General features: G+C 64.5%; 20 protein-coding genes, 1 tRNA gene and 1 pseudogene. 15 read left to right on the top strand and 7 right to left on the bottom strand.

What is annotated here, in order from left to right:
• Window positions 1–81 precede the first annotated feature (81 nt).
• The 3 genes from AC3WLX_RS32955 to panE all read left to right on the top strand — a co-directional run bounded on the left by AC3WLX_RS32955 (window position 82) and on the right by panE (window position 3,166).
• Window positions 82–1,431, top strand: coding sequence for an MATE family efflux transporter (locus tag AC3WLX_RS32955; RefSeq protein ID WP_492339085.1), 1,350 nt, complete (start codon window positions 82–84; stop codon window positions 1,429–1,431).
• A gap of 91 nt (window positions 1,432–1,522) precedes the next feature.
• Entirely contained in the window at window positions 1,523–2,131 is a 609-nt protein-coding gene (locus AC3WLX_RS32960; RefSeq protein ID WP_492339086.1) for a 2-hydroxychromene-2-carboxylate isomerase, read from the top strand.
• Between the two features lie 111 nt (window positions 2,132–2,242).
• Window positions 2,243–3,166, top strand: a complete 924-nt coding sequence (panE, locus tag AC3WLX_RS32965; RefSeq protein ID WP_492339087.1) for a 2-dehydropantoate 2-reductase — start codon at window positions 2,243–2,245, stop codon at window positions 3,164–3,166.
• A 197-nt stretch (window positions 3,167–3,363) separates the two neighbouring features.
• Here panE and AC3WLX_RS32970 read toward each other — a convergent pair whose 3' ends face one another.
• The 3 genes from AC3WLX_RS32970 to AC3WLX_RS32980 all read right to left on the bottom strand — a co-directional run bounded on the left by AC3WLX_RS32970 (window position 3,364) and on the right by AC3WLX_RS32980 (window position 6,805).
• The gene (locus AC3WLX_RS32970) at window positions 3,364–3,945 is read right to left on the bottom strand and encodes a c-type cytochrome (protein WP_492339088.1); all 582 of its coding nucleotides are present in this window, start codon (window positions 3,943–3,945) and stop codon (window positions 3,364–3,366) included.
• A 222-nt stretch (window positions 3,946–4,167) separates the two neighbouring features.
• A complete protein-coding gene (locus tag AC3WLX_RS32975; RefSeq protein ID WP_492339089.1) occupies window positions 4,168–5,442 on the bottom strand; it encodes a PQQ-dependent sugar dehydrogenase in 1,275 nt (424 codons plus the stop codon).
• Between the two features lie 376 nt (window positions 5,443–5,818).
• Window positions 5,819–6,805 (bottom strand): NAD-dependent epimerase/dehydratase family protein, encoded by a 987-nt coding sequence (locus AC3WLX_RS32980; protein ID WP_492339090.1) that lies wholly within the window; start codon window positions 6,803–6,805, stop codon window positions 5,819–5,821.
• Window positions 6,806–6,997: 192 nt separating this feature from the next.
• Here AC3WLX_RS32980 and AC3WLX_RS32985 point away from each other — a divergent pair, with 192 nt between their 5' ends.
• Both AC3WLX_RS32985 and AC3WLX_RS32990 read left to right on the top strand, forming a co-directional pair.
• Window positions 6,998–7,258, top strand: a complete 261-nt coding sequence (locus AC3WLX_RS32985; protein ID WP_492339091.1) for a hypothetical protein — start codon at window positions 6,998–7,000, stop codon at window positions 7,256–7,258.
• 2 nt (window positions 7,259–7,260) lie between these two features.
• Complete coding sequence (locus AC3WLX_RS32990) at window positions 7,261–7,746, top strand: nucleotidyl transferase AbiEii/AbiGii toxin family protein (protein ID WP_492339092.1); 486 nt, start codon at window positions 7,261–7,263, stop codon at window positions 7,744–7,746.
• Window positions 7,747–7,906: 160 nt separating this feature from the next.
• Here the strand turns inward: AC3WLX_RS32990 and AC3WLX_RS32995 are convergent.
• Window positions 7,907–7,981 (bottom strand) — tRNA-Gly (locus AC3WLX_RS32995).
• 272 nt (window positions 7,982–8,253) lie between these two features.
• Between AC3WLX_RS32995 and trxA the strand changes: the two genes are divergently transcribed.
• From trxA to AC3WLX_RS33010, 3 genes are all read left to right on the top strand, one after another.
• The gene (trxA, locus tag AC3WLX_RS33000) at window positions 8,254–9,177 is read left to right on the top strand and encodes a thioredoxin (RefSeq protein ID WP_492339093.1); all 924 of its coding nucleotides are present in this window, start codon (window positions 8,254–8,256) and stop codon (window positions 9,175–9,177) included.
• 33 nt (window positions 9,178–9,210) lie between these two features.
• On the top strand, window positions 9,211–9,888 hold the full coding sequence (locus AC3WLX_RS33005; protein WP_492339094.1) for an LON peptidase substrate-binding domain-containing protein: 678 nt from the start codon (window positions 9,211–9,213) through the stop codon (window positions 9,886–9,888).
• Between the two features lie 106 nt (window positions 9,889–9,994).
• A complete protein-coding gene (locus tag AC3WLX_RS33010; protein WP_028133418.1) occupies window positions 9,995–10,192 on the top strand; it encodes a Trm112 family protein in 198 nt (65 codons plus the stop codon).
• Between the two features lie 200 nt (window positions 10,193–10,392).
• Here the strand turns inward: AC3WLX_RS33010 and AC3WLX_RS33015 are convergent, their stop codons facing one another.
• On the bottom strand, window positions 10,393–11,613 hold the full coding sequence (locus AC3WLX_RS33015; protein ID WP_492339095.1) for a ubiquinone biosynthesis hydroxylase: 1,221 nt from the start codon (window positions 11,611–11,613) through the stop codon (window positions 10,393–10,395).
• A gap of 205 nt (window positions 11,614–11,818) precedes the next feature.
• Here AC3WLX_RS33015 and tesB point away from each other — a divergent pair, with 205 nt between their 5' ends.
• Window positions 11,819–12,682, top strand: a complete 864-nt coding sequence (gene tesB, locus AC3WLX_RS33020) for an acyl-CoA thioesterase II (protein ID WP_492339193.1) — start codon at window positions 11,819–11,821, stop codon at window positions 12,680–12,682.
• Here tesB and AC3WLX_RS33025 read toward each other — a convergent pair.
• Complete coding sequence (locus tag AC3WLX_RS33025) at window positions 12,679–13,527, bottom strand: DUF4339 domain-containing protein (RefSeq protein WP_492339096.1); 849 nt, start codon at window positions 13,525–13,527, stop codon at window positions 12,679–12,681. The two genes, tesB and AC3WLX_RS33025, sit on opposite strands and share 4 nt — an antisense overlap.
• Before the next feature lie 32 nt (window positions 13,528–13,559).
• Window positions 13,560–14,468 (bottom strand): DUF4339 domain-containing protein, encoded by a 909-nt coding sequence (locus tag AC3WLX_RS33030; RefSeq protein WP_492339097.1) that lies wholly within the window; start codon window positions 14,466–14,468, stop codon window positions 13,560–13,562.
• Window positions 14,469–14,706: 238 nt separating this feature from the next.
• On the opposite strand from AC3WLX_RS33030, the gene AC3WLX_RS33035 reads away from it, so the two are divergent.
• From AC3WLX_RS33035 to AC3WLX_RS33060, 6 genes and pseudogenes are all read left to right on the top strand, one after another.
• The gene (locus tag AC3WLX_RS33035; RefSeq protein ID WP_291626269.1) at window positions 14,707–15,045 is read left to right on the top strand and encodes a P-II family nitrogen regulator; all 339 of its coding nucleotides are present in this window, start codon (window positions 14,707–14,709) and stop codon (window positions 15,043–15,045) included.
• 90 nt (window positions 15,046–15,135) lie between these two features.
• Window positions 15,136–15,463: pseudogene (locus AC3WLX_RS33040) on the top strand (hypothetical protein); the annotation flags it as partial.
• 411 nt (window positions 15,464–15,874) lie between these two features.
• The gene (locus AC3WLX_RS33045; RefSeq protein WP_008142813.1) at window positions 15,875–16,213 is read left to right on the top strand and encodes a P-II family nitrogen regulator; all 339 of its coding nucleotides are present in this window, start codon (window positions 15,875–15,877) and stop codon (window positions 16,211–16,213) included.
• A gap of 37 nt (window positions 16,214–16,250) precedes the next feature.
• A complete protein-coding gene (locus tag AC3WLX_RS33050) occupies window positions 16,251–17,699 on the top strand; it encodes an ammonium transporter (RefSeq protein ID WP_492339098.1) in 1,449 nt (482 codons plus the stop codon).
• A gap of 289 nt (window positions 17,700–17,988) precedes the next feature.
• Window positions 17,989–19,203: an aminotransferase class I/II-fold pyridoxal phosphate-dependent enzyme gene (locus tag AC3WLX_RS33055; protein ID WP_291626244.1), complete on the top strand. Its 1,215-nt coding sequence runs from the start codon at window positions 17,989–17,991 to the stop codon at window positions 19,201–19,203.
• A gap of 9 nt (window positions 19,204–19,212) precedes the next feature.
• Window positions 19,213–21,687: a DNA translocase FtsK gene (locus AC3WLX_RS33060; RefSeq protein ID WP_492339099.1), complete on the top strand. Its 2,475-nt coding sequence runs from the start codon at window positions 19,213–19,215 to the stop codon at window positions 21,685–21,687.
• The last annotated feature ends 101 nt before the right edge of the window (window positions 21,688–21,788 follow it).

Genomic DNA, 21,788 nt, shown 5'->3' on the forward strand with positions numbered 1-21,788 from the left:
CGCATCTCACAGCTCAATCGACGGCCGAGCCGCGCTCCTTGCGCGGCAACGGCTTCGCACGCCCTGATGAAAGGCCAATCCATGTCCGCTTCAAAGCCGCTCTGGACCACGTTCCTCCGTTTCCTCGGACCCCTGATGCTGAGCAACGCGCTGCAATCGCTGTTCGGCACCGTCAGTAACGTCTATCTCGGCCAGATGATCGGCATCGACGCGCTCGCGGCGGTCTCGGCCTTCTTCCCGGTGATGTTCTTCTTGTTCGCCTTCGTCATGGGCCTGAGCACTGGCGCCACCGTGCTGATCGGCCAGGCCTTCGGGGCGGGAGAGCACGATCGGATCAAGCGCGTCGCGGGTACCGCGCTCGCAATTGGCCTGTTGCTGTCGATCTCGCTTGCGCTGATCGGCGGGTTCTTCAGCCGCGAACTGATGATGGCGCTGGCCACGCCCGTAGACATTCTCGATCAGGCCAGCGTCTATGCGAGCATCATGCTGCTGACGATGCCACTCGGCTTCGTCTTCCTGCTGATGACGTCGATGATCCGTGGCGTCGGCGATGCGCTGACACCGCTGCTGGCGCTGGCTTTGTCGACGGCGATCGGCCTGGTCCTGACGCCCGTGCTGATCCGCGGCGCGTCCGGATTGCCGTCTCTGGGCATCACCAGTCCCGCCTGGGCGGCCGCGATTGCCAACGCGCTGACGCTGATCGCGCTCGCCGCCTTTCTGCTGCGGAAGAAACACGCACTGGCGCCGGACGCCGCGCTGCTGCGTCACTTGCGGCTGGACGGCGCCGTGCTCGGAAAGATCCTCGGCATCGGACTGCCGAGCGCCATCGGCCTGGTGGCCATGGCAATCGCCGAGCTGGTGCTGCTCGGCCTCGTCAACAGCTACGGCTCGAGCGCGACGGCCGCGTACGGCGCCGTCAACCAGGTGATGGGCTACACGCAGTTCACGGCGATGTCGATCTCGATCGCGGTCTCGATCCTCGGCGCGCAGGCGATCGGCGGCGGCGACAGGGCCCGGCTCGACGGCATCGTCCGCACCGGTCTCGTGTTCAATCTCGTGCTCACCGGCGGGCTGGTGGCGCTGATATATCTGGCTCCGCGCGCCGTGCTCGGCATCTTCATCACCGACGGCGCCGTGCTCGATCTGGCGAAGCAGCTGCTTTACATCGCCTTGTGGAGCTCGGTGCCGTTCGGCCTCGCCACGGTGTTCTCAGGCGCGATGCGCGCCGGGGGCGTGGCCTTGACGCCGATGCTGCTGTCGATCTTCGCCATCGTCGCCATCGAGCTGCCGGCCGCGGTGATCCTGAGCCGCACGATCGGCCTTCACGGCGTATGGGCCGCCTATCCGATCGTGTTCTGCGCCATGTTCGTCTTGCAGATGGGCTATTACTTCCTGGTGTGGCGCAAGCGCGCGATCGAACGCCTGATCTAAACGCCAGAATATTACGATCGTCATTAAACGGTGGACCTGTGGCGTGCGCTGCGCCACAATGCGCGGAAATTGCCCCGAGGGAGAAGAAAAGTTGACCCGCACCGCCCCGCAATTCATGTTCGATTTCGGCAGTCCCAACGCCTATCTCAGTCATCTGGCTATACCGGCGATCGAGCAGCGCATCGGCGTCAAGTTCGACTATGTGCCGATTCTGCTCGGCGGCATCTTCAAGTCGACCAACAACAAGTCGCCGGCCGAGACGCTCGCCGGCATCAAGAACAAGCGCGAGTTCCACGCGGTCGAGACCGAGCGCTTCGTCAAGCGCTTCAAGGTCCAGCCTTACGTCTGGAATCCGCATTTTCCTGTCAATACGCTGAACCTGATGCGCACGGCGATCGCTGCGCAGCTCGAGGGCGTGTTCGAACAATATGTCGAGGCCGCCTTCCATCACATGTGGCGCGAGCCGAAGAAAATGGACGACCCTGAAATCGCGGCGAAGGCGCTGGCGTCTTCCGGTCTCGACGCCCAGAAGCTGCTTGCCCGCAGCCAGGAGCCCGAGGTCAAGGGCAAACTGATCAAGAACACCGAGGAGGCGGTCGCCCGCGGCGCCTTCGGCTCGCCGACCTTCTTCGTCGGCAGCGAGATGTTCTTCGGCAAGGAGCAGCTGCGCGATGTCGAGGAGATGGTGAAGGGCGAGTAGGTAATGGCGAGTAGTGGAAACGTGACTCGCGTTTCGTCACTTGCCATTCTATTCGCTACTCCCTATTCGCCATTTGCCTGTATCTGAAGAAAGACAATTACGGAGCCTTTCATGCGTATCCTCGTGGTCGGCGCCGGCGCCATCGGCGGCTATTTCGGCGGCAGGCTGTTGCAGGCCGGCCGCGACGTCACCTTCCTGGTCCGGCCGCGGCGCGCCAGCGAGCTTGCAAGCGCCGGCCTCGTCATCAAGAGCCCGAACGGCGATGTGACCCTGAAGAACCCACCGACCGTGCAGGCGGACGCGATCAAGGACAAGTTCGACGTCGTCCTGCTCAGCTGCAAGGCGTTCGACCTTGACGATGCCATCAAATCATTCGCCCCGGCGGTGGGGCCGAACACCGCGATCATCCCGATGCTCAACGGCATGAAGCATCTCGACACGCTGGATGCCAGGTTCGGCAAGGATCGCGTGCTCGGCGGCCTCTGCGCCATCGCCGCGACACTGAACGAGAAGCGCGAGGTGGTGCAGCTCCAGCCGATGCAGTCGATCAATTACGGTGAGCGCGACGGCGGGATGTCCGACCGGTTGAAGGCGATCGACGAGGCCTTCAAGAGCGGCATCAACGGCGCCACCGCCAGCCAGAACATCATGCAGGACATGTGGGAGAAATGGGTGTTCCTCTCATCGCTCGCTGCAAGCACCAGCCTGATGCGCGCCTCGGTCGGCGATATCCTTGCGGCTCCCGGCGGCCGGGATTTCCTGCTCGGCATGCTGGACGAGACCAGCGCGGTCGCCGCAGCGTCCGGCTATCCGCCGGGCGGTCCGTTCTTCGAGCGGGTGAAGGGCAACCTCACCGCCGAAGGATCGCCGATGACGGCCTCGATGTACCGCGACATCAAGGCGGGCCTGCCTGTCGAAGCCGATCACGTCATCGGCGATCTCATTGCACGCGCCGATGCCGCCAAGGTGCCGGTGCCGAAGCTGCGCATCGCGTATACACATCTGAAGGCGTATGAGAAGCAGCGGGCGGGGTAGGTCTTCACCACACGATCGGTGTCGTCCCGGGGCGCGCGCTACGCGAGCCCGGGACCCATAACCACAGGGAGTGGTTGTCGGTCACGCCGGTCATTCCGAGTCTTCGCGAAACTCTTGCCTGTGGTTATGGATCCCGGGCTCGCGCTTTGCGCGCCCCGGGATGACGCGCTGTGTTTGCCGCAACAGCCAGGGTCGCACTATTTCAGATGCGCCAGATAGTGCGACACCGCAGTGATTTCCTCGTCGCTCATGCGATAGGCGACATCGACCATCGCAGCGACGCCGTTGCCGATGCGCTGGCCGGCTTTGTAATCGTGCAGCGCCTTGACGAGATATTCCTGGCGTTGGCCGGCGAGCCGCGCCACCGCCTTGGTGCCTGCATAGCTGTCCGTATGGCACGAGGCGCAGCGGCGGCCGACGGCCACCTGCGCACCCTTTTTCGACAGGTCCGGATCGCTGTCCTCGCCCCCCTTCGGCGGCGTGAGCTGCGAGAAGTAGGCTCCGAAGTTGCGAATGTCCTCGTTCGTCATCTGCTCGACGATCGGCTGCATCTGCTCGTTCTTGCGCGCGCCGGCGCGGAAGAACACCAGCTGCCATTGCAGGAATTGATCGGGCTGGCCGGCCAGAGAGGGGATGTTCTCGGTCTGCGAGATCCCGTTCTCGCCGTGACAGCCGGAGCAGACGGCCGCCTTCTCCTTGATCGCGGCATTGTCGGCGGCCGTAGCAGCCGGCGCGAGCAGGAGCGCCGCCGACAGAATTCCAAACCGAACGACCCGCATGTCTCAATCTCTCCGACCGTCATTGCCCGGCTTGACCCGCCTGCAAGGCCGAAGCCTCTTCGGCAAGGCGTAGGCCCGGCAATCCATCGCTTTTGCAAAAAGTTTCCCGTTGATGGATGCCCGGATCAAGCCCGGGCATGACGAACGTGTTCCATCGCAAGCATGTCACAAGCAAAAGAGGCTGCGGCCGTCACCCGGTCGCAGCCTCTCCGTCGGGTCGCGCTACTTCTTGCTGTAGCTGATGCGATAGATCGCTCCGGCCCAGTCGTCGGCAACGAGGATCGATCCGTCCTTGGCGAGGATGATGTCGTTGGGACGGCCGAGATAGCCCTGGTCACCCTCGAGCCAGCCGGAGGCGAAGATCTCCCGCTTCGGGTTCTTGCCGTCGGGCCCGACGATCACGCGCACGATGCGTGCGCCCTGGTACTTGTGCCTGTTCCAGGAGCCGTGTTCGGCGATCAGGATGTTGTTCTTGTACTCGGCGGGGAACTGGTCGCCGGTATAGAACTTCATGCCGAGCGGCGCGACATGGGCGCCGAGATTCAGCACGGGCGGGGTGAACTCCGAGCATTTGTGGCCCATCGCGAATTTGTCGTCGGGCAGATTGCCCTGATGGCAATAGGGATAGCCGAAATGCTCGCCGATGCGGTTGATCATGTTCAGCTTGTCACTGGGCAGATCATCGCTGATCCAGTCGCGGGCGTTCTCGGTGAACCAGAGCTTGCCGGTGCGCGGATCGACGTCGCCGCCAACCGAATTGCGAACGCCGAGCGCCCAGATTTCCGCGTTGCCGGTCTTGGGATCGACGCGGCGGATCTGCGACACGCTGGTCGGCGGGATGCCGATGTTGAAGGGCGGTCCGAACGGCAGGAAGAACCAGCCTTCCTTGTCGACCGCGATGTACTTCCAGCCATGGGCGGCATAGGACGGCATGTCGTCATAGACGACCTTGCCCTGGCCGAGATTGTCGAGATTGGCTTCGGCGTTGTCGTAGCGGATCAGCTTGTCGACGGCGATGACGTAGAGCGCGCCGTCCCGGAAGGCGAGGCCGGTGGGCATGTTCAGGCCCTTGAGGACGGTCTTGACCTCTTTCTTTCCGTTGTTGTCCTTGATGGCATAGACGTTGCCGAGGCCGAACGAGCCGACGAACAGCGTGCCCTTGTCACCCCAGGCCATCTGCCGCGCCGCCAGCACGCCCGAGGCATAGACCTCGATCTTGAAGCCCTGCGGCAGCTTGATCTTCTTGACGATGTTGGCGAGCTCGGCATCGGAGGCGCCGGTCGGCGGGCCCGAGGGCGGCGCGAGGCCCTTCTGCGCCTCGGTCTCGTCGCCGAGGAACCAGTCCTCCGGCGGATGGGTCCAGAATTCCTTGGTGCCGGATTCGTATTTCTTCAGCGCCCGGTTCTTGTCTTGCTGTTGCGCATTGCCGGCGCTGGTCCCCGCGAGAAGGGCCACGGCCGCAAGCGCCAACACGGATCGATGGAACATCGATGTCATCGCGTCACTCCCCTAAGGCAGCCGCCTGGGCTGCGATTATTTTGTTTTGCTAGTCGAGAGGCGAAGTTTCGGCGTCTGCTCCAGGCAGACGCAAAAAGGCTAGCACATCCGCCAGCGCTGAGAAGGGTCTCGCGTATGCTGCGGATGCGCACGGCAAAAATTGAGACGGAGTGTCAATGAACCCGAACACCGCGACGCCGGTGTTTGCGCTGCAACGCGGAAACAGCTGGTTCGCGCTCGTTTCCAGACCACGGGAAGCACCGAGCCAAAACAAAACTGCGAAAACAACCCCATGCACAGTAGAACGGCCCGGACCGGCTTGTGCGCGGTGACAGCCGACAGGCATTTGATGCATCGCGCAAAATGACGACCGCGCTCACGAGGCGACGGGATACGGCCCGTTTTCAAATCGCGTGTCGTGATAGCCTTTCGAGCCGACCTCGCGCGCCAGCGCGCTGCGGAAGTCGCGGCCGCCCTGCAGGCTGCGCAGCACATGCGCGAAGTCGAATTCGGGCTGCCAGCCAAGCTCCCGCCGCGCGCGCTCGTTGACATAGACGCGGTCGATCACGGGGAAGAGGTGCCATCCGCGCGCGGCATAGAGATGCGCGCACTCCGGATAGAGTTCGCGCACGAGGCCGGCGGCATCGCGCGCCAGCGCCGCGAGATGACGTTGCTCGAACGGGCTGGTGGCCGAGACGATGTAGCGGGCGAAGCCGATGCTGGGCGCGCGTTCGACGGCAAGCAGATGCGCGCTCCCGGCGTCCGCGATATCGAGCCGGCGATAGAGCAGCTCGTTGGCCTGGGCATTGTCGAGTGCGTAGGCCGACCGCATCGAGGGATCGTCGTCGTCCTCCGGGAAGAAGCGCGAGGTGCGTAGGACCACGACCGGCAAGCCGCGCTCGCGAAAGAACAGCTCGCAGAGATGTTCGGCCATCAGCTTGGTGGTGCCGTAGATGTTCTTCGGCACCGGCGGCAGCTCCTCGGTGACCCACACCGCCGCTTGTCCCGCCTCGGGCCGCAGCTGCGAGCCGAACGCGCTGGTGGTGCTGGTGAAGACAAAGCTCTTCACGCCGGCTGAAGCGGCCGCTTCGAGGAGGTTCAGCGTGCCCGTGATGTTGGTGTCAACAAAGTCCTGCTTGGCGTGCGTCGCCACATGCGGCTTGTGCAGCGTCGCAGTGTGGATCACCGCGGTGACGCCGTCCATCTGGCGCCGCACGAAGCCGGGATCGACGATCGAGCCGACGGCATCGGTGAACGGCGAGGGCTTGAGATCGAGGCCGCGGGCGGGCGACCCGCGCCCGCGGAGTATCCGGAGAATGGCTTCACCGAGGTGGCCGGCACTGCCGGTAACCAAAATTGTCATGTCAGACCAAAAGCACCAACCTGCAGGCGACGGAAAGCCGCTGTTCGCTACCGAGCGTTTAGCCGACGTTTGCCGCGAATCCATCGCCTCGACGGAACAAAAAGCAAACAATTGACCGCGGAGACTGTTAGGGGGAGTGTAGGTGCTCCCAGGTCAATCCTATATTGACTGGGTAGCGAGATAGTGACGCAGATGAACAGCCCCCTCCTCGTTCTGACGACTGTAAATGCGCCGTACAGCAAGAAGCTGGACGCGCAGGAGCTTGTCGATTGTCTGCTGGATCCCACTGCGGCAAAGGCTGCCTGCGGCCCCATGTCGTTGTTTTTTGGGGACGTTGCACCCGAATTGCAGATCGCATTCGCTGAGATGCACGGCGTCGGCCACGATCAATTGGTTGCCGCGGCGAAAGCGTTCGCCGAGTTTTCGGGACAGTCCGTTCCGCTCGCGGCGTAACGATGAGCGCTCAATCAGATTGGGCGCAACTTTTTCGAATTGCTTGTGCGATGATCCGGCAAGTCAATGCCGAACAGAACATCATCGATAGTTGGACGTTCGGCGGCGGCACAGCGATGATGCTGCAGATCGATCACCGAATAAGCCAGGATATCGATATCTTTCTCCCGGACCCTCAGGCCCTTTCCTTCCTCGATCCACAGAAGCATGACTTCAATTTGGAGATCAGGCCCGCCGATCATCGAGGCAGCAGCATCACGCCGCGCGATGTCTTTGACATAGCTGCCAGCAGTGAGACGCATGCGGAATCCATTATCAAGGAGCTGGTCCGCTACCGCGACCGCGTCGAAAGTACGTTGGCCGCAATCGACAAACTGAAGCCTGACTTTGTGGGCGCGGCGATCGATCAGCTCTCGATCAAAGACGCTTATAGGCGGATCGCGAACACAGCGCTGGAAAAGACAAAAGATCTCCTTCGCGCGGTATAGCTGGTGCAAGAGGCGGCCCTAAATTGCGGATCAGCGCCCATTGCAGGTCCTCGGGGACTTCAGGCCGCGCGGCCCGCGACCCACACGTCCAAAAATGGCTCGCAGAGGCCCACCCTTATGGGGGATAGCCACCTCATGTTCGGACGCTTGGGAAAAAAACTGGAGCGGGCGAAGGGGCTCGAACCCTCGACCCCGACCTTGGCAAGGTCGTGCTCTACCACTGAGCTACACCCGCATCCTGTGTCGGTCGCGTGACGCGCCGGCAACGGCTGTCGTATGCCAAAAGCGGGAGGGGAATGCAACAGCTACCGGCGGCCTCAATTCGCAATTGGAGGCCCCTTTTGTACCATGAATGCGACGAAACCGCCCGAAAGGGCCCCGGAACCGGCGAATCGGAGGGCCCGGATTGAAATTCGGCCGCCCCGGCCCAATTTAGGAGCCGACAACAAGCATATGATGTGGCGGCGTGCTAAAGAGCCGCCATTCCAGACATGACGAGGGGATCCCGTGACGATCATCGACCAGGGCAACGGAGCGGCGGGCCCGGCGGCGGCCGACCTGATCAAGGACACCACCACCCAGAGCTTCGTGAAGGACGTCATCGAGGAATCGAAGCGCCAGCCGGTGCTGATCGATTTCTGGGCGGAGTGGTGCGGGCCCTGCAAGCAGCTGACCCCGGTGCTCGAGAAGGCGGTGAAGGCGGCCAAGGGCAAGGTCAAGCTGGTCAAGATGAACATCGACCAGCACCCGGCGATTCCCGGCCAGATGGGCATCCAGTCGATCCCGGCCGTGATCGCCTTCGTCAACGGCCAGCCGGCCGACGGCTTCATGGGCGCGGTCCCCGAGAGCCAGGTCAATGCCTTCATCGAGCGGCTGACCAAGGGCGTCACGGCGCCGGGCGAGGTCAACGTCGCCGAGATCGTGCAGGAGGCCGAGGCGGTGCTCGCCGAGGGCGACGCGGCGGCGGCCGCACAGATCTACGCCGAGGCGCTGCAGCACGATTCGACCAATATCGCGGCGCTCGCGGGCCTCGCCAAATGCTACGCCGTCTCCGGCGCGATGGAGCAGGCCAAGCAGACGCTGGCCATGGTGCCGGAATCCAAGCGCAACGACCCCGCCGTGAAGGCCGTGCAGACCGCGATCGATCTCGCCGAGCAGGCGCAATCCCTCGGCCCGGTCGCCGAGCTGGAACAGAAGGTCGCCGCAAACCCGCTCGATCATCAGGCCCGCTTCGACCTCGCCACCGCGCTCAACGCGCAAGGCAACCGCGCTGCTGCCACCGAGCAGCTGCTCGAGATCATCAAGCGCGACCGCAAATGGAACGACGACGGCGCCCGCAAGCAGCTGGTGCAATTCTTCGAGGCCTGGGGCGGCACGGATGATGCAACCGTCGAGGGACGCAAGCGTTTGTCGACGATCCTGTTTTCATAGAGACGCGCTGGCGAGGCCAGGGGGACCGGGCAGATGCCGATCAACGTCGAATATCGCGGGCCCGCCGACCTCCCGGAGATCATTCCGGTGTTTCCGCTGCCGGGCGCGCTGCTGCTGCCCCGCGGCCAGATGCCGCTCAACATCTTCGAGCCGCGCTACCTCGCGATGGTCGACGATTCCTTCCGCGACGGCCATCGCCTGATCGGCATGATCCAGCCGGACGCGGCGCACTCGCCGAAGAATTCCGACAAGCCGACGCTGTTTCGCGTCGGCTGCGTCGGCCGGATCACCCAGCTCGCCGAATCCGGCGACGGCCGCTACATCCTCGAGCTCACCGGCGTGTCGCGCTTCAGGGTGGTCGAGGAGCTCGAGGTGCTCACGGCCTACCGGCAGTGCAAGGTTGACTTCTTCGCCTTCGTCGACGACTTCACCGCGCGCATGGGCGAGGACGCGGTCGATCGCGAAGCTTTGCTGTCGGTGCTCGCGGACTTCCTGAAGGCGAACAATCTCAAGGTCGATTGGGAAGGCGTCGAGAGCGCGCCCAACGAGGCGCTCGTCAACGCGCTGGCGATGATGTCGCCCTATGGCCCGGCGGAGAAGCAAGCGATGCTGGAAGCGCCGGACCTGAAGACCCGCGCCGAGATCCTGATCGCCGTCACCGAGATGGACCTCGCCAAGAAACGCACCAGCGGCGATCCGCCGCTGCAGTGAGGGACCAGTCCTCCGCGAAGGCGGTGTGCTCCCTTCAGCCGTATGCGCTCCCGCGATGGCATCCGAAAATTTCTGTGCTACAGGCAGGCGAGTGCCGGAGACTCCCATGAACGCGCCCACCGAACGTCCCGAAGCCAGCGTCGATCCCAAACTGCTGGAGATCCTGGTCTGCCCCCTCACCAAGGGTCCGCTGGAGTTCGATGCGGCGAGGCAAGAGCTGATCTCGCGCAGCGCCAAGCTGGCTTATCCGATCCGCGACGGCATCCCGATCATGCTGCCGGAAGAGGCGCGCAAGATCGATTGAGGGGATGGCCGTATTGCATGACGGCCATGCGATACTCTCGGTGTCGTCCCGGGGCGCGAAGCGAGCCCGGGACCCATAACCACAGGGAGTGGTTATGACGCGAGCTGGTAGCTCCGGGTCTTCGCAAAACGACATCCTGTGGCTATGGATCCCGGGCTCGCGCTACGCGCGCCCCGGGGATGACAGAAGAGGTTGCCGCCCTACAACGCCTCGCCCTTCAACAACCGCGGCACTTCGCCGGTGAGCCCGGCGGCCTGTCGGATGAAGAGGTTCTTCAGCGGCGGGGTTCGATCAACCAGGCCGAGGCCGATGTCGCGCACTGTGCGCAACAGCGTCGACTGGTTGGAGAACAGGAAGTTCAGCGAGTTAGTGGCAACGCCCATCGCCATGGTGTCGAAGCGGCGCCAGCGCTGGTAGCGTTCGAGCACGTCGGCGCCGCCGAGATCCATGCCGAGCCGCGCCGCATCGACCACGACCTCCGCCAGCGCGGCGACGTCCTTCAGGCCCATGTTGAGGCCCTGGCCCGCAATCGGATGGATGACATGGGCGGCGTCGCCGACCAGCGCGAGGCGCTCGGCGATGAAGGAGCGCGCGACGAAGTAGGACAACGGAAATGCGCGTGGCTTGTCGAGCGCCTTGACCTCGCCGAGATGCAGGCCGAATCGCCGTTCGAGCTCGGCGTGGAAGTCTTCGTCGCTCAGCGCAACGATGCGCGCGGCCTTGGCGCGGCGCTCGGTCCACACCAGCGACGAGCGCTTGCCCGACAGCGGCAGGATCGCGAAGGGACCGGCGGGCAGGAAATGCTCTTCGGCGCGGCCCTCGTGATCACGCTCATGGCCGACGGTGACGACGATGCCCGACTGGTCGTACTCCCAGCCATTGGTGGCAATGCCGGCGCGCTCGCGCAGCTTCGACCTGGCGCCGTCGGCGGCCACCAGCAGGCTCGCGGCGATGACGCTGCCGTCGCCGAGCGTGACGTCGATGCCTTCAGAACGCGCGTCGTAGGACGCCACGGTGGTGGCCCGGAGATCGATGCCCTCGGCCTCGGCGCGCGCCACCAGCGCATCGATCAGGCGGCGGTTCTCGACCATATGCGCGAAGGGCTCGCCCGGCGCGACGTCGCCGGCGAAGTTGAGGAACACCGGGCGGGTGGCGTCCTCCAGCTTCGAATCCGTGACGACCATGTCGAGGATCGGCTGCGCCTCGCCCCGGACGGCGTCCCAGGCGCCGATCGCCTCGAACAGGCGGCGGCAGGCCGCCACGATCGCGGTCGCGCGCGGATCGCGGCTCGGCCGTGTGCCGAGCGCGGGATCGGCGACGATGACGGGGATCTCGGGCCCAAGCCCCTGGCGCAGGGCCAGGGCCAGGGCCAGCCCCGCAAACGCGCCGCCACCGATGACAATGCTACCCTGTACCGACATACCAAGTTTCCCGGTCAATTCTCGGTCTTGCTAGCAGACTTGAGCTGGGCGAAACAGTGCGGTGAAACGAGGGCGGCGGGCCATCGTTCCGTCATTCCGGGGCGCGCAAAGCGCGAACCCGGAATCTCGAGGTTATCAGCTCGAGATTCCGGGTTCATCGCTGAAGCGATGCCCCGGAATGACGGGATCCTTCGAAAGCGCCATCATGTCCAAGAGCCTGATCGACCTCATCGCGATCCTCGACCTCGAGCAGCTCGAGGTGAACCTGTTCCGCGGCAACAGCCCGAAGACGAGCTGGCAGCGGGTGTTCGGCGGCCAGGTGATCGGACAGGCGATGGTCGCGGCCTGCCGCACCGTCGAGGGCCGGCTGCCGCATTCGCTGCATTGCTATTTCATCCTGCCGGGCGATCCGCAGATCCCGATCATCTACCAGGTCGAACGCCTGCGCGACGGCAAGAGCTATTCGACCCGCCGCGTCACCGCGATCCAGCACGGCAACGCGATCTTCTCGATCATGGTCTCGTTCCACGCCGAAGAGGAAAGCGCGTTCGACCATCAGGACGAGATGCCCGACGTGCCGCCGCCGGAGAAACTCACGGCGGAGGAGGTGGCGAAGCAGCCGATGTTCAAGGAGATGCCGGACTTCATCCGCCGCTACTACGAATCCGATCGGCCGATCGAGCTGCGCCCGGTCGAGCTCGGCCGCTACTTCGGCCAGAAGATCGACGACGGCCGCATCCATGTCTGGATCAAGACCGCGGCGACGCTGCCGGACGATCCGGCGCTGCACATGTGCGCGCTCGCCTATGCCTCCGACTTCTCGCTGCTGGATGCGATCATGGCGCGCTATGGCCGCACGCTGTTCGACAAGCGCATGATGCCGGCGAGCCTCGATCACGCGATGTGGTTTCACCGCCCCTTCCGCGCCGACGAATGGCTGCTCTACGCGCAGGATTCGCCGAGCGCGCGCGGCGGCCGTGGCTTGACGCGCGGGTCCATCTTCAAGCCCGACGGCACGCTGGTCGCCTCGGTCGCGCAGGAAGGCTCGGTGCGCGAGCGGAAATCCTAGGCTGCTGGCTTCGTGCCCTCCACGAGCTCGAATTGCGTCATGGTCCATGTGAAGTACCAGCGCAGCAGCCACGGAATCGGAATGATCAGAAGGCACCCGAGGCCAAAGGCCAGGGTTCGCCACAATAGTTGCAGGCCCGTTCCGACGAAGACGATCTCGCGCCGCGTTCCCGCGACGTGCCGACAGATCCAGCGCATCCACGCAGCCATGACCCAGGCCCAGCCGATGACCGTGAATATGGCGAGAAACATCAGGAGCTGCCAGCCGACGAAGGCCCACGGGCTGCCGTTGAAGGTCATCGCAATCGGCCGACCGTCGGAGCTGATATTTGCGACCACCCAGCGCAGAATCATCCAGGACAGGAAGGCCTGGAGCGGAATTGCCGCGAGCTGAAACAGATCGCCGTAAAGTCCAGCATAGCCCAGGATCGCCAGTGCGATGAAGACGTACCAGATATCGCCGACCTGGCCGGTGAACCCGATGTTCGGTCGTTGCGGGACGTGGACGCGCGGGAACAGCCAGCGATAGTAGCCGGTGGCGATCCAGGGTGCCGGCACCACGACAAGGTTGCCGACCACCAGCAGGATGCACCATCCCAGAAACGACCATAGCGGCAGATCCACCGACAGCTGGCCGCGAGCATCGCCGCTCGAAGCCGCCACCGGTGAGGCGCCGGGCACGAGTCCGGGGACCGCGCCGGCCTGTTGCCAGCCCGTCATCCCTTCGCTCCAGACCAGCGTGTCCGAACGCACGATTCCCTTCGCGATCAGATCGCGAAACTGGGCTTCGGGAAAGGGCCCCTTCTGCTGGCCCTCGGATGCGTGAAACCAGGTTCGATTCGACATCTCGTCCGCTCGCTACCGAAAGCCGGCAGACATCACATGGCCGCTTGCGAGCCGCGCGGCACGAGCTCGGTCTGCGAGGCGAACCAGTTCATGATCCAGCGATACACCCACGGAATCGGGATGATGAGGGCGCAGAGGATCGCCGCCACGATACCGCGCCAGAGGATATCGAGACCGCTGCCTTTGAAGACGATCTCGCGGCGCGTGCCCTCGATGCTGCGGCAGAACCAGCGCATCTGCGCCGCGGCCACCCAGGCCCACCCGATGATGGTGATGATCGAGATCGCAAACAGCAGATTCCAGCCGATATAGGCCCAGACCGAGCCGGTGAAGCTCAAGCCCAGCGGCTGGCCGTTGGAAGCGAGGTTCGCGACCATCCATTTGATCAGGAGCCAGTAGAGCACGACCTGCACGATGAACAGCAGATTGCTCAGAATCTCGCTGCCGACATAGCCGAGCGCAATGGCGAGAACGATGAAGCCGAAATACCAGGGCACCAGGGTCATCGCGCTGCCGGTGAAACTGAGGTTCGGCCGCCCGGGCACCCTCACGCAGGACACGATCCATTTGGTGTACCAGACGAACAGCCACGGCACCGGGATGATGAAGCAGGAGCCGATCACGAGCGCGAGCGTGCGCCAGGTGAACTCGAGGATGCCGAAATCGACCGACAGCGACCCGCCGCTGGCGGCCGCAGCGTAGCCGCCGGCGCCGCCATAGCCACTTCCGCCCATCATCGGCGGACCGCCCGCGGGGACCGCCGGCGGAGCGCCGCCGCCGATCAGGCCGGGAATTTCGGCGGCCTTCTGCCAGCCGGCCATGCCCTCGGTCCATACCAGCGTGTCCGGGCGCACGACGCCCTGGGCGACGAGGTCGCGGAATTGCCCTTCCGGAAAGGGCCCCTGCTGCTTGCCCTCGCTTGCGTAGAACCAACTCGCCATCTGCCGTCCCCCTCAAACATATTTATGTGCCAGCCGGGACGCCTGGGTTCACCGCATCCATGCCAAAAATGCATTGTGAAGGATGAACGGTTGCCCTGTACAGAGGCGGCCGTTCCCACGAGCAGGCGTTTTTCCGCTTCAATCTGCAACTTTTTTGTGCCATTTGCCCTGAAAGATGCCAGATTGACGCTGCGCCGGGGACATGCGGCGCGGCGCATCCCGGGGAATAGGCCTGACCATGAAACTCGTCGTCGCGATCATCAAACCCTTCAAGCTCGATGAGGTCCGCCACGCCCTGACCGCGATCGGCGTCCACGGCATGACCGTGACCGAAGTGAAGGGCTACGGCCGGCAGAAGGGCCACACCGAGATCTATCGCGGCGCCGAATATGTCGTGAACTTCCTGCCGAAGCTGCGCATCGAGATCGCGGTCGCTTCCGACGTCGCCGACAAGGCGGTCGCCGTCATCACCGCGACCGCCCGCACCGGGCAAATCGGCGACGGCAAGATCTTCGTCACGCCGATCGACCACGCGCTGCGCATCCGCACCGGCGAAACCGACAGCGACGCTCTCTAAGAAGCATCCGTCGATCGCCCGGGGCAACGACGCCACAGCGTGCGACGTCATTAATGTGCCCGGGGGAAACGACATGGCGGGGTATTTGCGTCGCTCGTTGCTGCGCCGACGCAGACCGCAGGCTCCGCGATCAACGCCGCCGACACCGCTTGGATGATCGTCGCGACAGCACTGGTTGATGACGATCCCGGGGCTCGCACTGTTCTATTCCGGAATGGTGCACAAGAAGAACGTGCCGGCCCACCATGGCGCAGAGCCTTCCCACGTTCACCTTCATCTACATTCCATTGGCGCATTGGGTGCGGGGGGCGACTTTCTCGCTAGCATGGGTGTGCTCGATTTCGCCGGCGGCCTCGTGGTGCATCTATCGGCCGGCACCGGCGGCCTCGGGCTTCGTCGCCCCCTGGCACGGCATCGTCATCGGCATCGCTGGTGGGCTTGTTCGTGCCCCTGCGCGTATCCCGTGAGCAGGAACTCGCCGGCCTCGACATCACCCAGCCGGCGCAGCCTTGCAATAAAGCGCCTGCGCTACCTCAATACCATCGAGCTGCCCGGCGCGTGAGCAACATTGTGTCGACAGGCTGTCATGCCTCAATTTTAATCGGCACTGACCACGTTTTGGGCGCGACGTAATGGCGCACTGCTCTGCAACACCCAGCGAAGGCGAAAATGCCGGGATTCATCGTCCGTTAGGCAACACGCCTGATCTGGCACGGCATTTGATTCTAGGGGTCTGGCTGTGCCCGCGTAGTGAATTTTCTCCCTCGTGGCGAACCAGTCGAGAAACGCCCGGCCACGTCCGGACCGGGCCCAAGCGGGGATAGGACCCATGAAAATTGTTATGGCGATCATCAAGCCATTCAAGCTTGAAGAAGTCCGTGACGCCCTGACCGCCATCGGCGTTCACGGTCTCACGGTGACGGAAGTCAAGGGATATGGCCGCCAGAAGGGCCATACGGAAATCTATCGCGGCGCGGAATATGCCGTGAGCTTCCTGCCCAAGATCAAGATCGAGGTCGCTGTCGCTTCCGACCAGGTCGACAAGACCATCGACGCCATCACGTCCGCGGCGAAAACCGGACAGATCGGCGACGGCAAGATCTTCGTCATCAACCTCGACCATGCGGTGCGCATCCGCACCGGCGAGGCCGATGCCGCGGCCCTCTGATTTCGCGCTCAACCTTATCCAAGCAGGAGTAAACAATATGACGTTCAAGCGTCCCTATGGCGCGGGATTGGCGGCTCTCGCAGTCGGCCTGTTCGCTGCGACCGCAGCCTACGCCGAGCCAACGGTCAACAAGGGAGACAACGCCTGGATGATGACATCGACAGTGCTGGTGCTGTTGATGACGATCCCCGGCCTCGCGCTGTTCTATGGCGGTCTCGTCCGTTCCAAGAACATGCTCTCCGTCCTGATGCAGGTGTTCTACACCGTCTGCGTCGTCGTCGTGATCTATGCCGTGTACGGCTACAGCCTCTCCTTCACCGGTGGCTCCGACTTCATCGGCGGCTTCTCCAAGGCCTTCATGATGGGCGTCACCACCGAGACGAAGGCAGCGACCTTCTCCGTCGACGCCAACATCACGGAGCTCATCTATGTCTGCTTCCAGATGACCTTCGCCGCGATCACGCCCGCCCTCATCGTCGGCGCCTTCGCCGAGCGCATGAAGTTCGCGGCGATCGCGCTGTTCGTCCCGCTCTGGGTGACGCTGATCTACTTCCCGATCGCGCACATGGTCTGGTACTGGCAGGGTCCGGACCTGATCCAGGATGCGGCCAAGGCTCTCGCGGCGGCGGGTGACGCGGCGGCGAAGACCGCGGCGCAGGCCAAGCTCGACGAGCTCAACGCCGACGCCGGCTGGATCTTCAAGATGGGCGCGATCGACTTTGCGGGCGGCACCGTGGTGCACATCAACGCCGGCATCGCAGGTCTCGTCGGCGCTCTCCTGATCGGAAAGCGCGTCGGCTACGGCAAGGAGCTGATGGCTCCGCACTCGCTGACCATGTCGATGATCGGTGCCTCGCTGCTCTGGGTGGGCTGGTTCGGCTTCAACGCCGGCTCCAACCTGGAAGCCAGCGGCGGCGCTGCGCTCGCCATGACCAACTCCTTCGTCGCCACCGCAGCCGCCGCGCTGTCGTGGATGTTCGCGGAGTGGATCATCAAGGGCCATCCCTCGGTGCTCGGCGTGATCTCCGGTGCTGTCGCGGGCCTCGTGGCCGTCACCCCGGCAGCCGGCTTCTCCGGCATCATGGGCGCGATCGTCCTCGGCCTCATCGTCGGCGTGGTCTGCCTGTTCTTCTGCACCGTGGTGAAGAACGCGCTCGGCTACGATGACTCCCTCGACGTGTTCGGCGTGCACTGCGTCGGCGGCATCGTCGGCGCCATCGGCACCGGCATTCTGGTCAACCCCGCGCTCGGCGGCGCCGGCATCATCGACTATTCGGCGATCCCGCCGAAGGTCGCCGATTACGACTTCGCCACGCAGATGCTGGCCCAGATCAAGGCGGTCTGCACCACGCTGGTGTGGTCGGGCGTAGGTTCGGCGATCCTTTACAAGGTCGTCGACGTGATCGTTGGCCTCCGCGCCAATGTCGAGACCGAGCGTGAAGGCCTCGACATCACCGAGCACACCGAGCGCGCCTACAACATGTAAGTCTCCTCCCGGACGGGATCTCCCCGGAGACCCCGTCCACAACTCCGGTTCGGGCACATACCCGGCAATGCCCTGACCGTTGAGGGGCTCCAGCGCAAGCTGGAGCCCCTTTTTCTTTGACTGGTTCCTGGGTGGAGAGGCGATAGACCGCCCCTAATAATCCCGCTCTGGACGGGGGCGCCCGCCGATGGTTAATCGCGTCTTAACCTCGCCCTATCTATGGTGAACTGAACCGCTTCCCGCCGGTGCCTTCGCGCGACCGGCCGTTCCAAGAGTGCTGGCGTCCAGAATGGCTATGACCGCTTCATCCCGTGCGCCGCAGGCCAGTGGAAGCTCCGATTCCGAACGCTCGCCGTTCGTCCGGCTCAACGAGCTTTTGGCCCCGCATCAGCCGGGCAAACCGTTGATTTCGCTCGCGGTCGGGGAGCCCCAGCATCCCGTGCCCGACTTCGTCGGTCCGGTGCTCGCCAAGCACATCGCCGATTTCGGCCGTTACCCCGCGAACAAGGGCACCGATCCGTTCCGCCACGCCGCCGGCGCCTGGCTGTCGTCGCGCTTCAAGCTGCCGCGGCCGCTCGACCCCGAGAACGAGATTCTCGTCCTCAATGGCAGCCGCGAGGGCCTGTTCCTCGCCGCGATCGCCGCCGCGCGTTATGTCGGCCCGCGCCCCGGCAAGCCCGCCATCCTGATGCCGAACCCGTTCTATCCGGTCTATGGCGCAGGGGCCCTGGCTGCCGCTTGCGAGCCGGTGCATCTGCCGACGACGGTCGAGAACGGCTTCCTGCCCGACCTCGACGCCATCGACGAAGCGACGCTGGCGCGCACGGTCGCGTTCTACCTGGCCTCGCCCGCCAATCCGCAGGGCTCGGTCGCGAGGCCCGACTATTTCAGGCGCTTGAAGCAGCTCGCCGACCGCTACGGCTTCGTGATCCTCAGCGACGAGTGCTATTCCGAGATCTACACACGCGAGGCCCCGGGCAGCGCGCTCGAATGCGCCGGCCCCGACTTCACCCGCGTGGTTGCGTTCCAGTCGCTGTCGAAGCGCTCCAACCTGCCGGGCCTGCGCGTCGGCTTTGCCGCCGGCGACAAGAGGTTCATCGGCATGTTCCTCGAGCTGCGCAACATCGCAGCGCCCCAGGTGCCGGTGCCGCTCCAGCAGGTGGCGACCGTCGCCTATGGCGACGAGGCGCATGTCGAGGAGAACCGCAGGCTGTACCGGATCAAGTTCGATCTCGCCGACCAGATCATCGGCAATCGCTACGGCTATCGCCGGCCCGATGGCGGCTTCTGCGTCTGGCTCGACACGTCCGCGATCGGCGACGACGTGTCCGTGACGCTGAGGCTTTTCAAGGAGGCCGGCGTGCGCGTGGTGCCCGGCAGCTTCCTGGCGCGGCAGCAGCCCGACGGATTCAATCCCGGCGCGGGCTACATTCGGCTCGCGCTGGTGCAGGATGGCGAGACCACGGCGCAGGCGCTGCATCGCCTGGTCGAGACTCTGGGTTAGGCGGGGCCCATGAGCATGTCGGCAATCGAACGCGTCATTCCAATCGTCGGGCATCTGCCGCCCTCGATCCGCGAGGGGCTGGCGCGCCGCATGCGCGAGCTCACCGGGCTCGGCCTGATCGCGCTGGCGGGCGTCGCCTCGGCGGCACTGATGACCTGGTCGGTACAGGATCCGAGCCTCAGCCACGCGACCTCGCGGCCGATCCGCAACATCCTCGGCTATGCCGGCGCCATCGGCGCCGACCTCGCGATGCAGATCTTCGGGCTCGGCGCGATCATGCTGGTCTTGACGGTTGCGATCTGGGGCTGGCGCATGATCACGCATCGCCCGTTCGACCGCGAGGCGCTGCGGCTCGGCTCCTGGATTCTCTGCACGGTGATCGCGGCGGGCTTCGTCAGCTGCTTTCAGCATGGCGGCGCCTGGCCGCTGCCGACCGGCCTCGGCGGCGTGGTCGGCGATGCGCTGGTGCGCGCACCGGCAGTGATTTTCGGACCGGCCGGCACCGTCTATCGCATTGTACTGGGCACGATCCTGTTCGCCGCGATGGCCGCGACCTTCCTGATCGCCTGCGGTCTCGGCGCGCGCGAGCACGACGAAGAGCTCGCGGCGATCGACGAGGAAGACAAGCCGCTCGACGACAACGAGGAGAGCGACCGCGGCTCGGTATCCCTGGGCTGGCTGTTCCACGCGCTGATGAGCACCAAGGCACGCCTGATCTGGCTGTGTGGGGCCGCCTACCGCTCGCTGGTCTCGAGCGGACCGAAGACCAAGGCTGCCCAGTTCAGCCGCCAGGAGCCGAATCTCGGCGGCGGCCGCACCGCGCCCCCGATCTCGCCGCAGTCCGAAGACGAGGACTACGAGCACGAGGAGGAAGAGAGCGAGGAGGAGGAGGAAGAAGAGGAGCCCGTCGCGCGCGCGCCCCGCAAGAAGGCCGCACCGAAAACGCCTGCAAAGAAATCCTCCGACAAGTTCGACCTTCCCTCCGTCTCCATGCTGGCCGCGCCGAAGGCCGGCGATCGCCAGCCGCTCAGCAAGGCCGAGCTCGAGACCAATTCGCGCTCGCTCGAGGGCGTGCTGCAGGATTTCGGCGTGCGCGGCGAGATCGTGAAGGCCAATCCGGGTCCGGTCGTGACGCTCTACGAATTGGAGCCGGCGCCCGGCATCAAATCCTCGCGCGTGATCGGACTTGCCGACGACATCGCCCGCTCGATGAGCGCGCTGTCGGCGCGTGTCGCCGTCGTGCCCGGCCGCAACGCCATCGGCATCGAGCTGCCGAACGCGCATCGCGAAAAGGTTTACTTGCGCGAATTGCTGGTGGCGAAGGAAGCGACCGACACGGTGGCAAAGCTGCCGCTGTGCCTCGGCAAGACCATCGGCGGCGACCCCGTCATCATCGACCTCGCACGCACGCCGCACATGCTGATCGCCGGCACCACCGGCTCGGGCAAGTCGGTCGCGATCAACACCATGATCCTCAGCCTGGTCTACCGGCTGCGCCCCGACCAGTGCCGGCTGATCATGGTCGATCCGAAGATGCTCGAACTCTCCGTCTATGACGGCATTCCCCATCTGCTCACGCCCGTCGTGACCGACCCGAAGAAGGCGGTGGTCGCGCTGAAATGGGCCGTGCGCGAGATGGAAGAGCGCTACAAGAACATGGCCAAGCTCGGTGTGCGCAACATCGACGGCTACAACACGCGCCTGCTCGAATTGAAAGCCAAGGGCGAGGAGCCGACGCGCACGGTGCACACCGGCTTCGACAAGGAAACCGGCAAGGCGATCTACGAGGAAGAGAAGCTCTCGCTCGACCCGCTGCCCTACATCGTCATCATCGTCGACGAAATGGCCGACCTGATGATGGTCGCCGGCAAGGACATCGAAGGCGCGGTGCAGCGCCTCGCGCAGATGGCGCGCGCCGCCGGCCTGCACGTGATTCTCGCGACGCAGCGCCCGTCGGTCGACGTCATCACCGGCACCATCAAGGCGAACTTCCCGACCCGCATCGCCTTCCAGGTCACCTCGAAGATCGACAGCCGCACCATCCTCGGCGAGATGGGCGCCGAGCAGCTGCTCGGCCAGGGCGACATGCTCTACATGGCCGGCGGCGGCCGCATCAGCCGCGTGCACGGACCGTTCGCCTCCGACGAGGAAGTCGAGAAGGTGGTGCGTCATCTCAAGACGCAGGGACAGCCGGAATATCTCGAAGCCGTCACCGCCGAAGAGCCTGCAGAGGACGAGGACGGCGCCGTGTTCGACGCCACCGGCATGGGCGGGGATGGCGGTGGCGACCTGTTCCAGCAGGCGGTTGCGATCGTCAAGCGCGACCGCAAGGCCTCCACCAGCTACATCCAGCGCCGTCTGCAGATCGGCTACAACCGTGCCGCATCGCTGATGGAGCGCATGGAACTGGAGGGCATCGTCGGCCCCGCCAACCACGCCGGCAAGCGCGAGATTCTGGTCGAGGAAGAAGACAGCCATATGTGAGGCGAGGAGCCTCTGAACATAATTTCACGCAGAATCGATATCTGCTTTTGCCCGAAATCAGGCTAAAAGGGCGCCCAGCCAGACAGGACGACGCGTTGATC

This window comes from Bradyrhizobium sp. FW305-F6, assembly GCF_058782905.1.

Coding starts and splice junctions, on each gene's coding strand:
- AC3WLX_RS32955 (WP_492339085.1), top strand. CDS start 82: ATGTCCGCTTCAAAGCCGCTCTGGACCACGTTCCTCCGTTTCCTCGGA.
- panE (WP_492339087.1), top strand. CDS start 2,243: ATGCGTATCCTCGTGGTCGGCGCCGGCGCCATCGGCGGCTATTTCGGC.
- AC3WLX_RS32970 (WP_492339088.1), bottom strand. CDS start 3,945: ATGCGGGTCGTTCGGTTTGGAATTCTGTCGGCGGCGCTCCTGCTCGCG.
- AC3WLX_RS32975 (WP_492339089.1), bottom strand. CDS start 5,442: ATGACATCGATGTTCCATCGATCCGTGTTGGCGCTTGCGGCCGTGGCC.
- AC3WLX_RS32980 (WP_492339090.1), bottom strand. CDS start 6,805: ATGACAATTTTGGTTACCGGCAGTGCCGGCCACCTCGGTGAAGCCATT.
- AC3WLX_RS32985 (WP_492339091.1), top strand. CDS start 6,998: ATGAACAGCCCCCTCCTCGTTCTGACGACTGTAAATGCGCCGTACAGC.
- AC3WLX_RS32990 (WP_492339092.1), top strand. CDS start 7,261: ATGAGCGCTCAATCAGATTGGGCGCAACTTTTTCGAATTGCTTGTGCG.
- AC3WLX_RS33005 (WP_492339094.1), top strand. CDS start 9,211: ATGCCGATCAACGTCGAATATCGCGGGCCCGCCGACCTCCCGGAGATC.
- AC3WLX_RS33010 (WP_028133418.1), top strand. CDS start 9,995: ATGAACGCGCCCACCGAACGTCCCGAAGCCAGCGTCGATCCCAAACTG.
- AC3WLX_RS33015 (WP_492339095.1), bottom strand. CDS start 11,613: ATGTCGGTACAGGGTAGCATTGTCATCGGTGGCGGCGCGTTTGCGGGG.
- tesB (WP_492339193.1), top strand. CDS start 11,819: ATGTCCAAGAGCCTGATCGACCTCATCGCGATCCTCGACCTCGAGCAG.
- AC3WLX_RS33025 (WP_492339096.1), bottom strand. CDS start 13,527: ATGTCGAATCGAACCTGGTTTCACGCATCCGAGGGCCAGCAGAAGGGG.
- AC3WLX_RS33030 (WP_492339097.1), bottom strand. CDS start 14,468: ATGGCGAGTTGGTTCTACGCAAGCGAGGGCAAGCAGCAGGGGCCCTTT.
- AC3WLX_RS33035 (WP_291626269.1), top strand. CDS start 14,707: ATGAAACTCGTCGTCGCGATCATCAAACCCTTCAAGCTCGATGAGGTC.
- AC3WLX_RS33045 (WP_008142813.1), top strand. CDS start 15,875: ATGAAAATTGTTATGGCGATCATCAAGCCATTCAAGCTTGAAGAAGTC.
- AC3WLX_RS33050 (WP_492339098.1), top strand. CDS start 16,251: ATGACGTTCAAGCGTCCCTATGGCGCGGGATTGGCGGCTCTCGCAGTC.
- AC3WLX_RS33055 (WP_291626244.1), top strand. CDS start 17,989: ATGGCTATGACCGCTTCATCCCGTGCGCCGCAGGCCAGTGGAAGCTCC.
- AC3WLX_RS33060 (WP_492339099.1), top strand. CDS start 19,213: ATGAGCATGTCGGCAATCGAACGCGTCATTCCAATCGTCGGGCATCTG.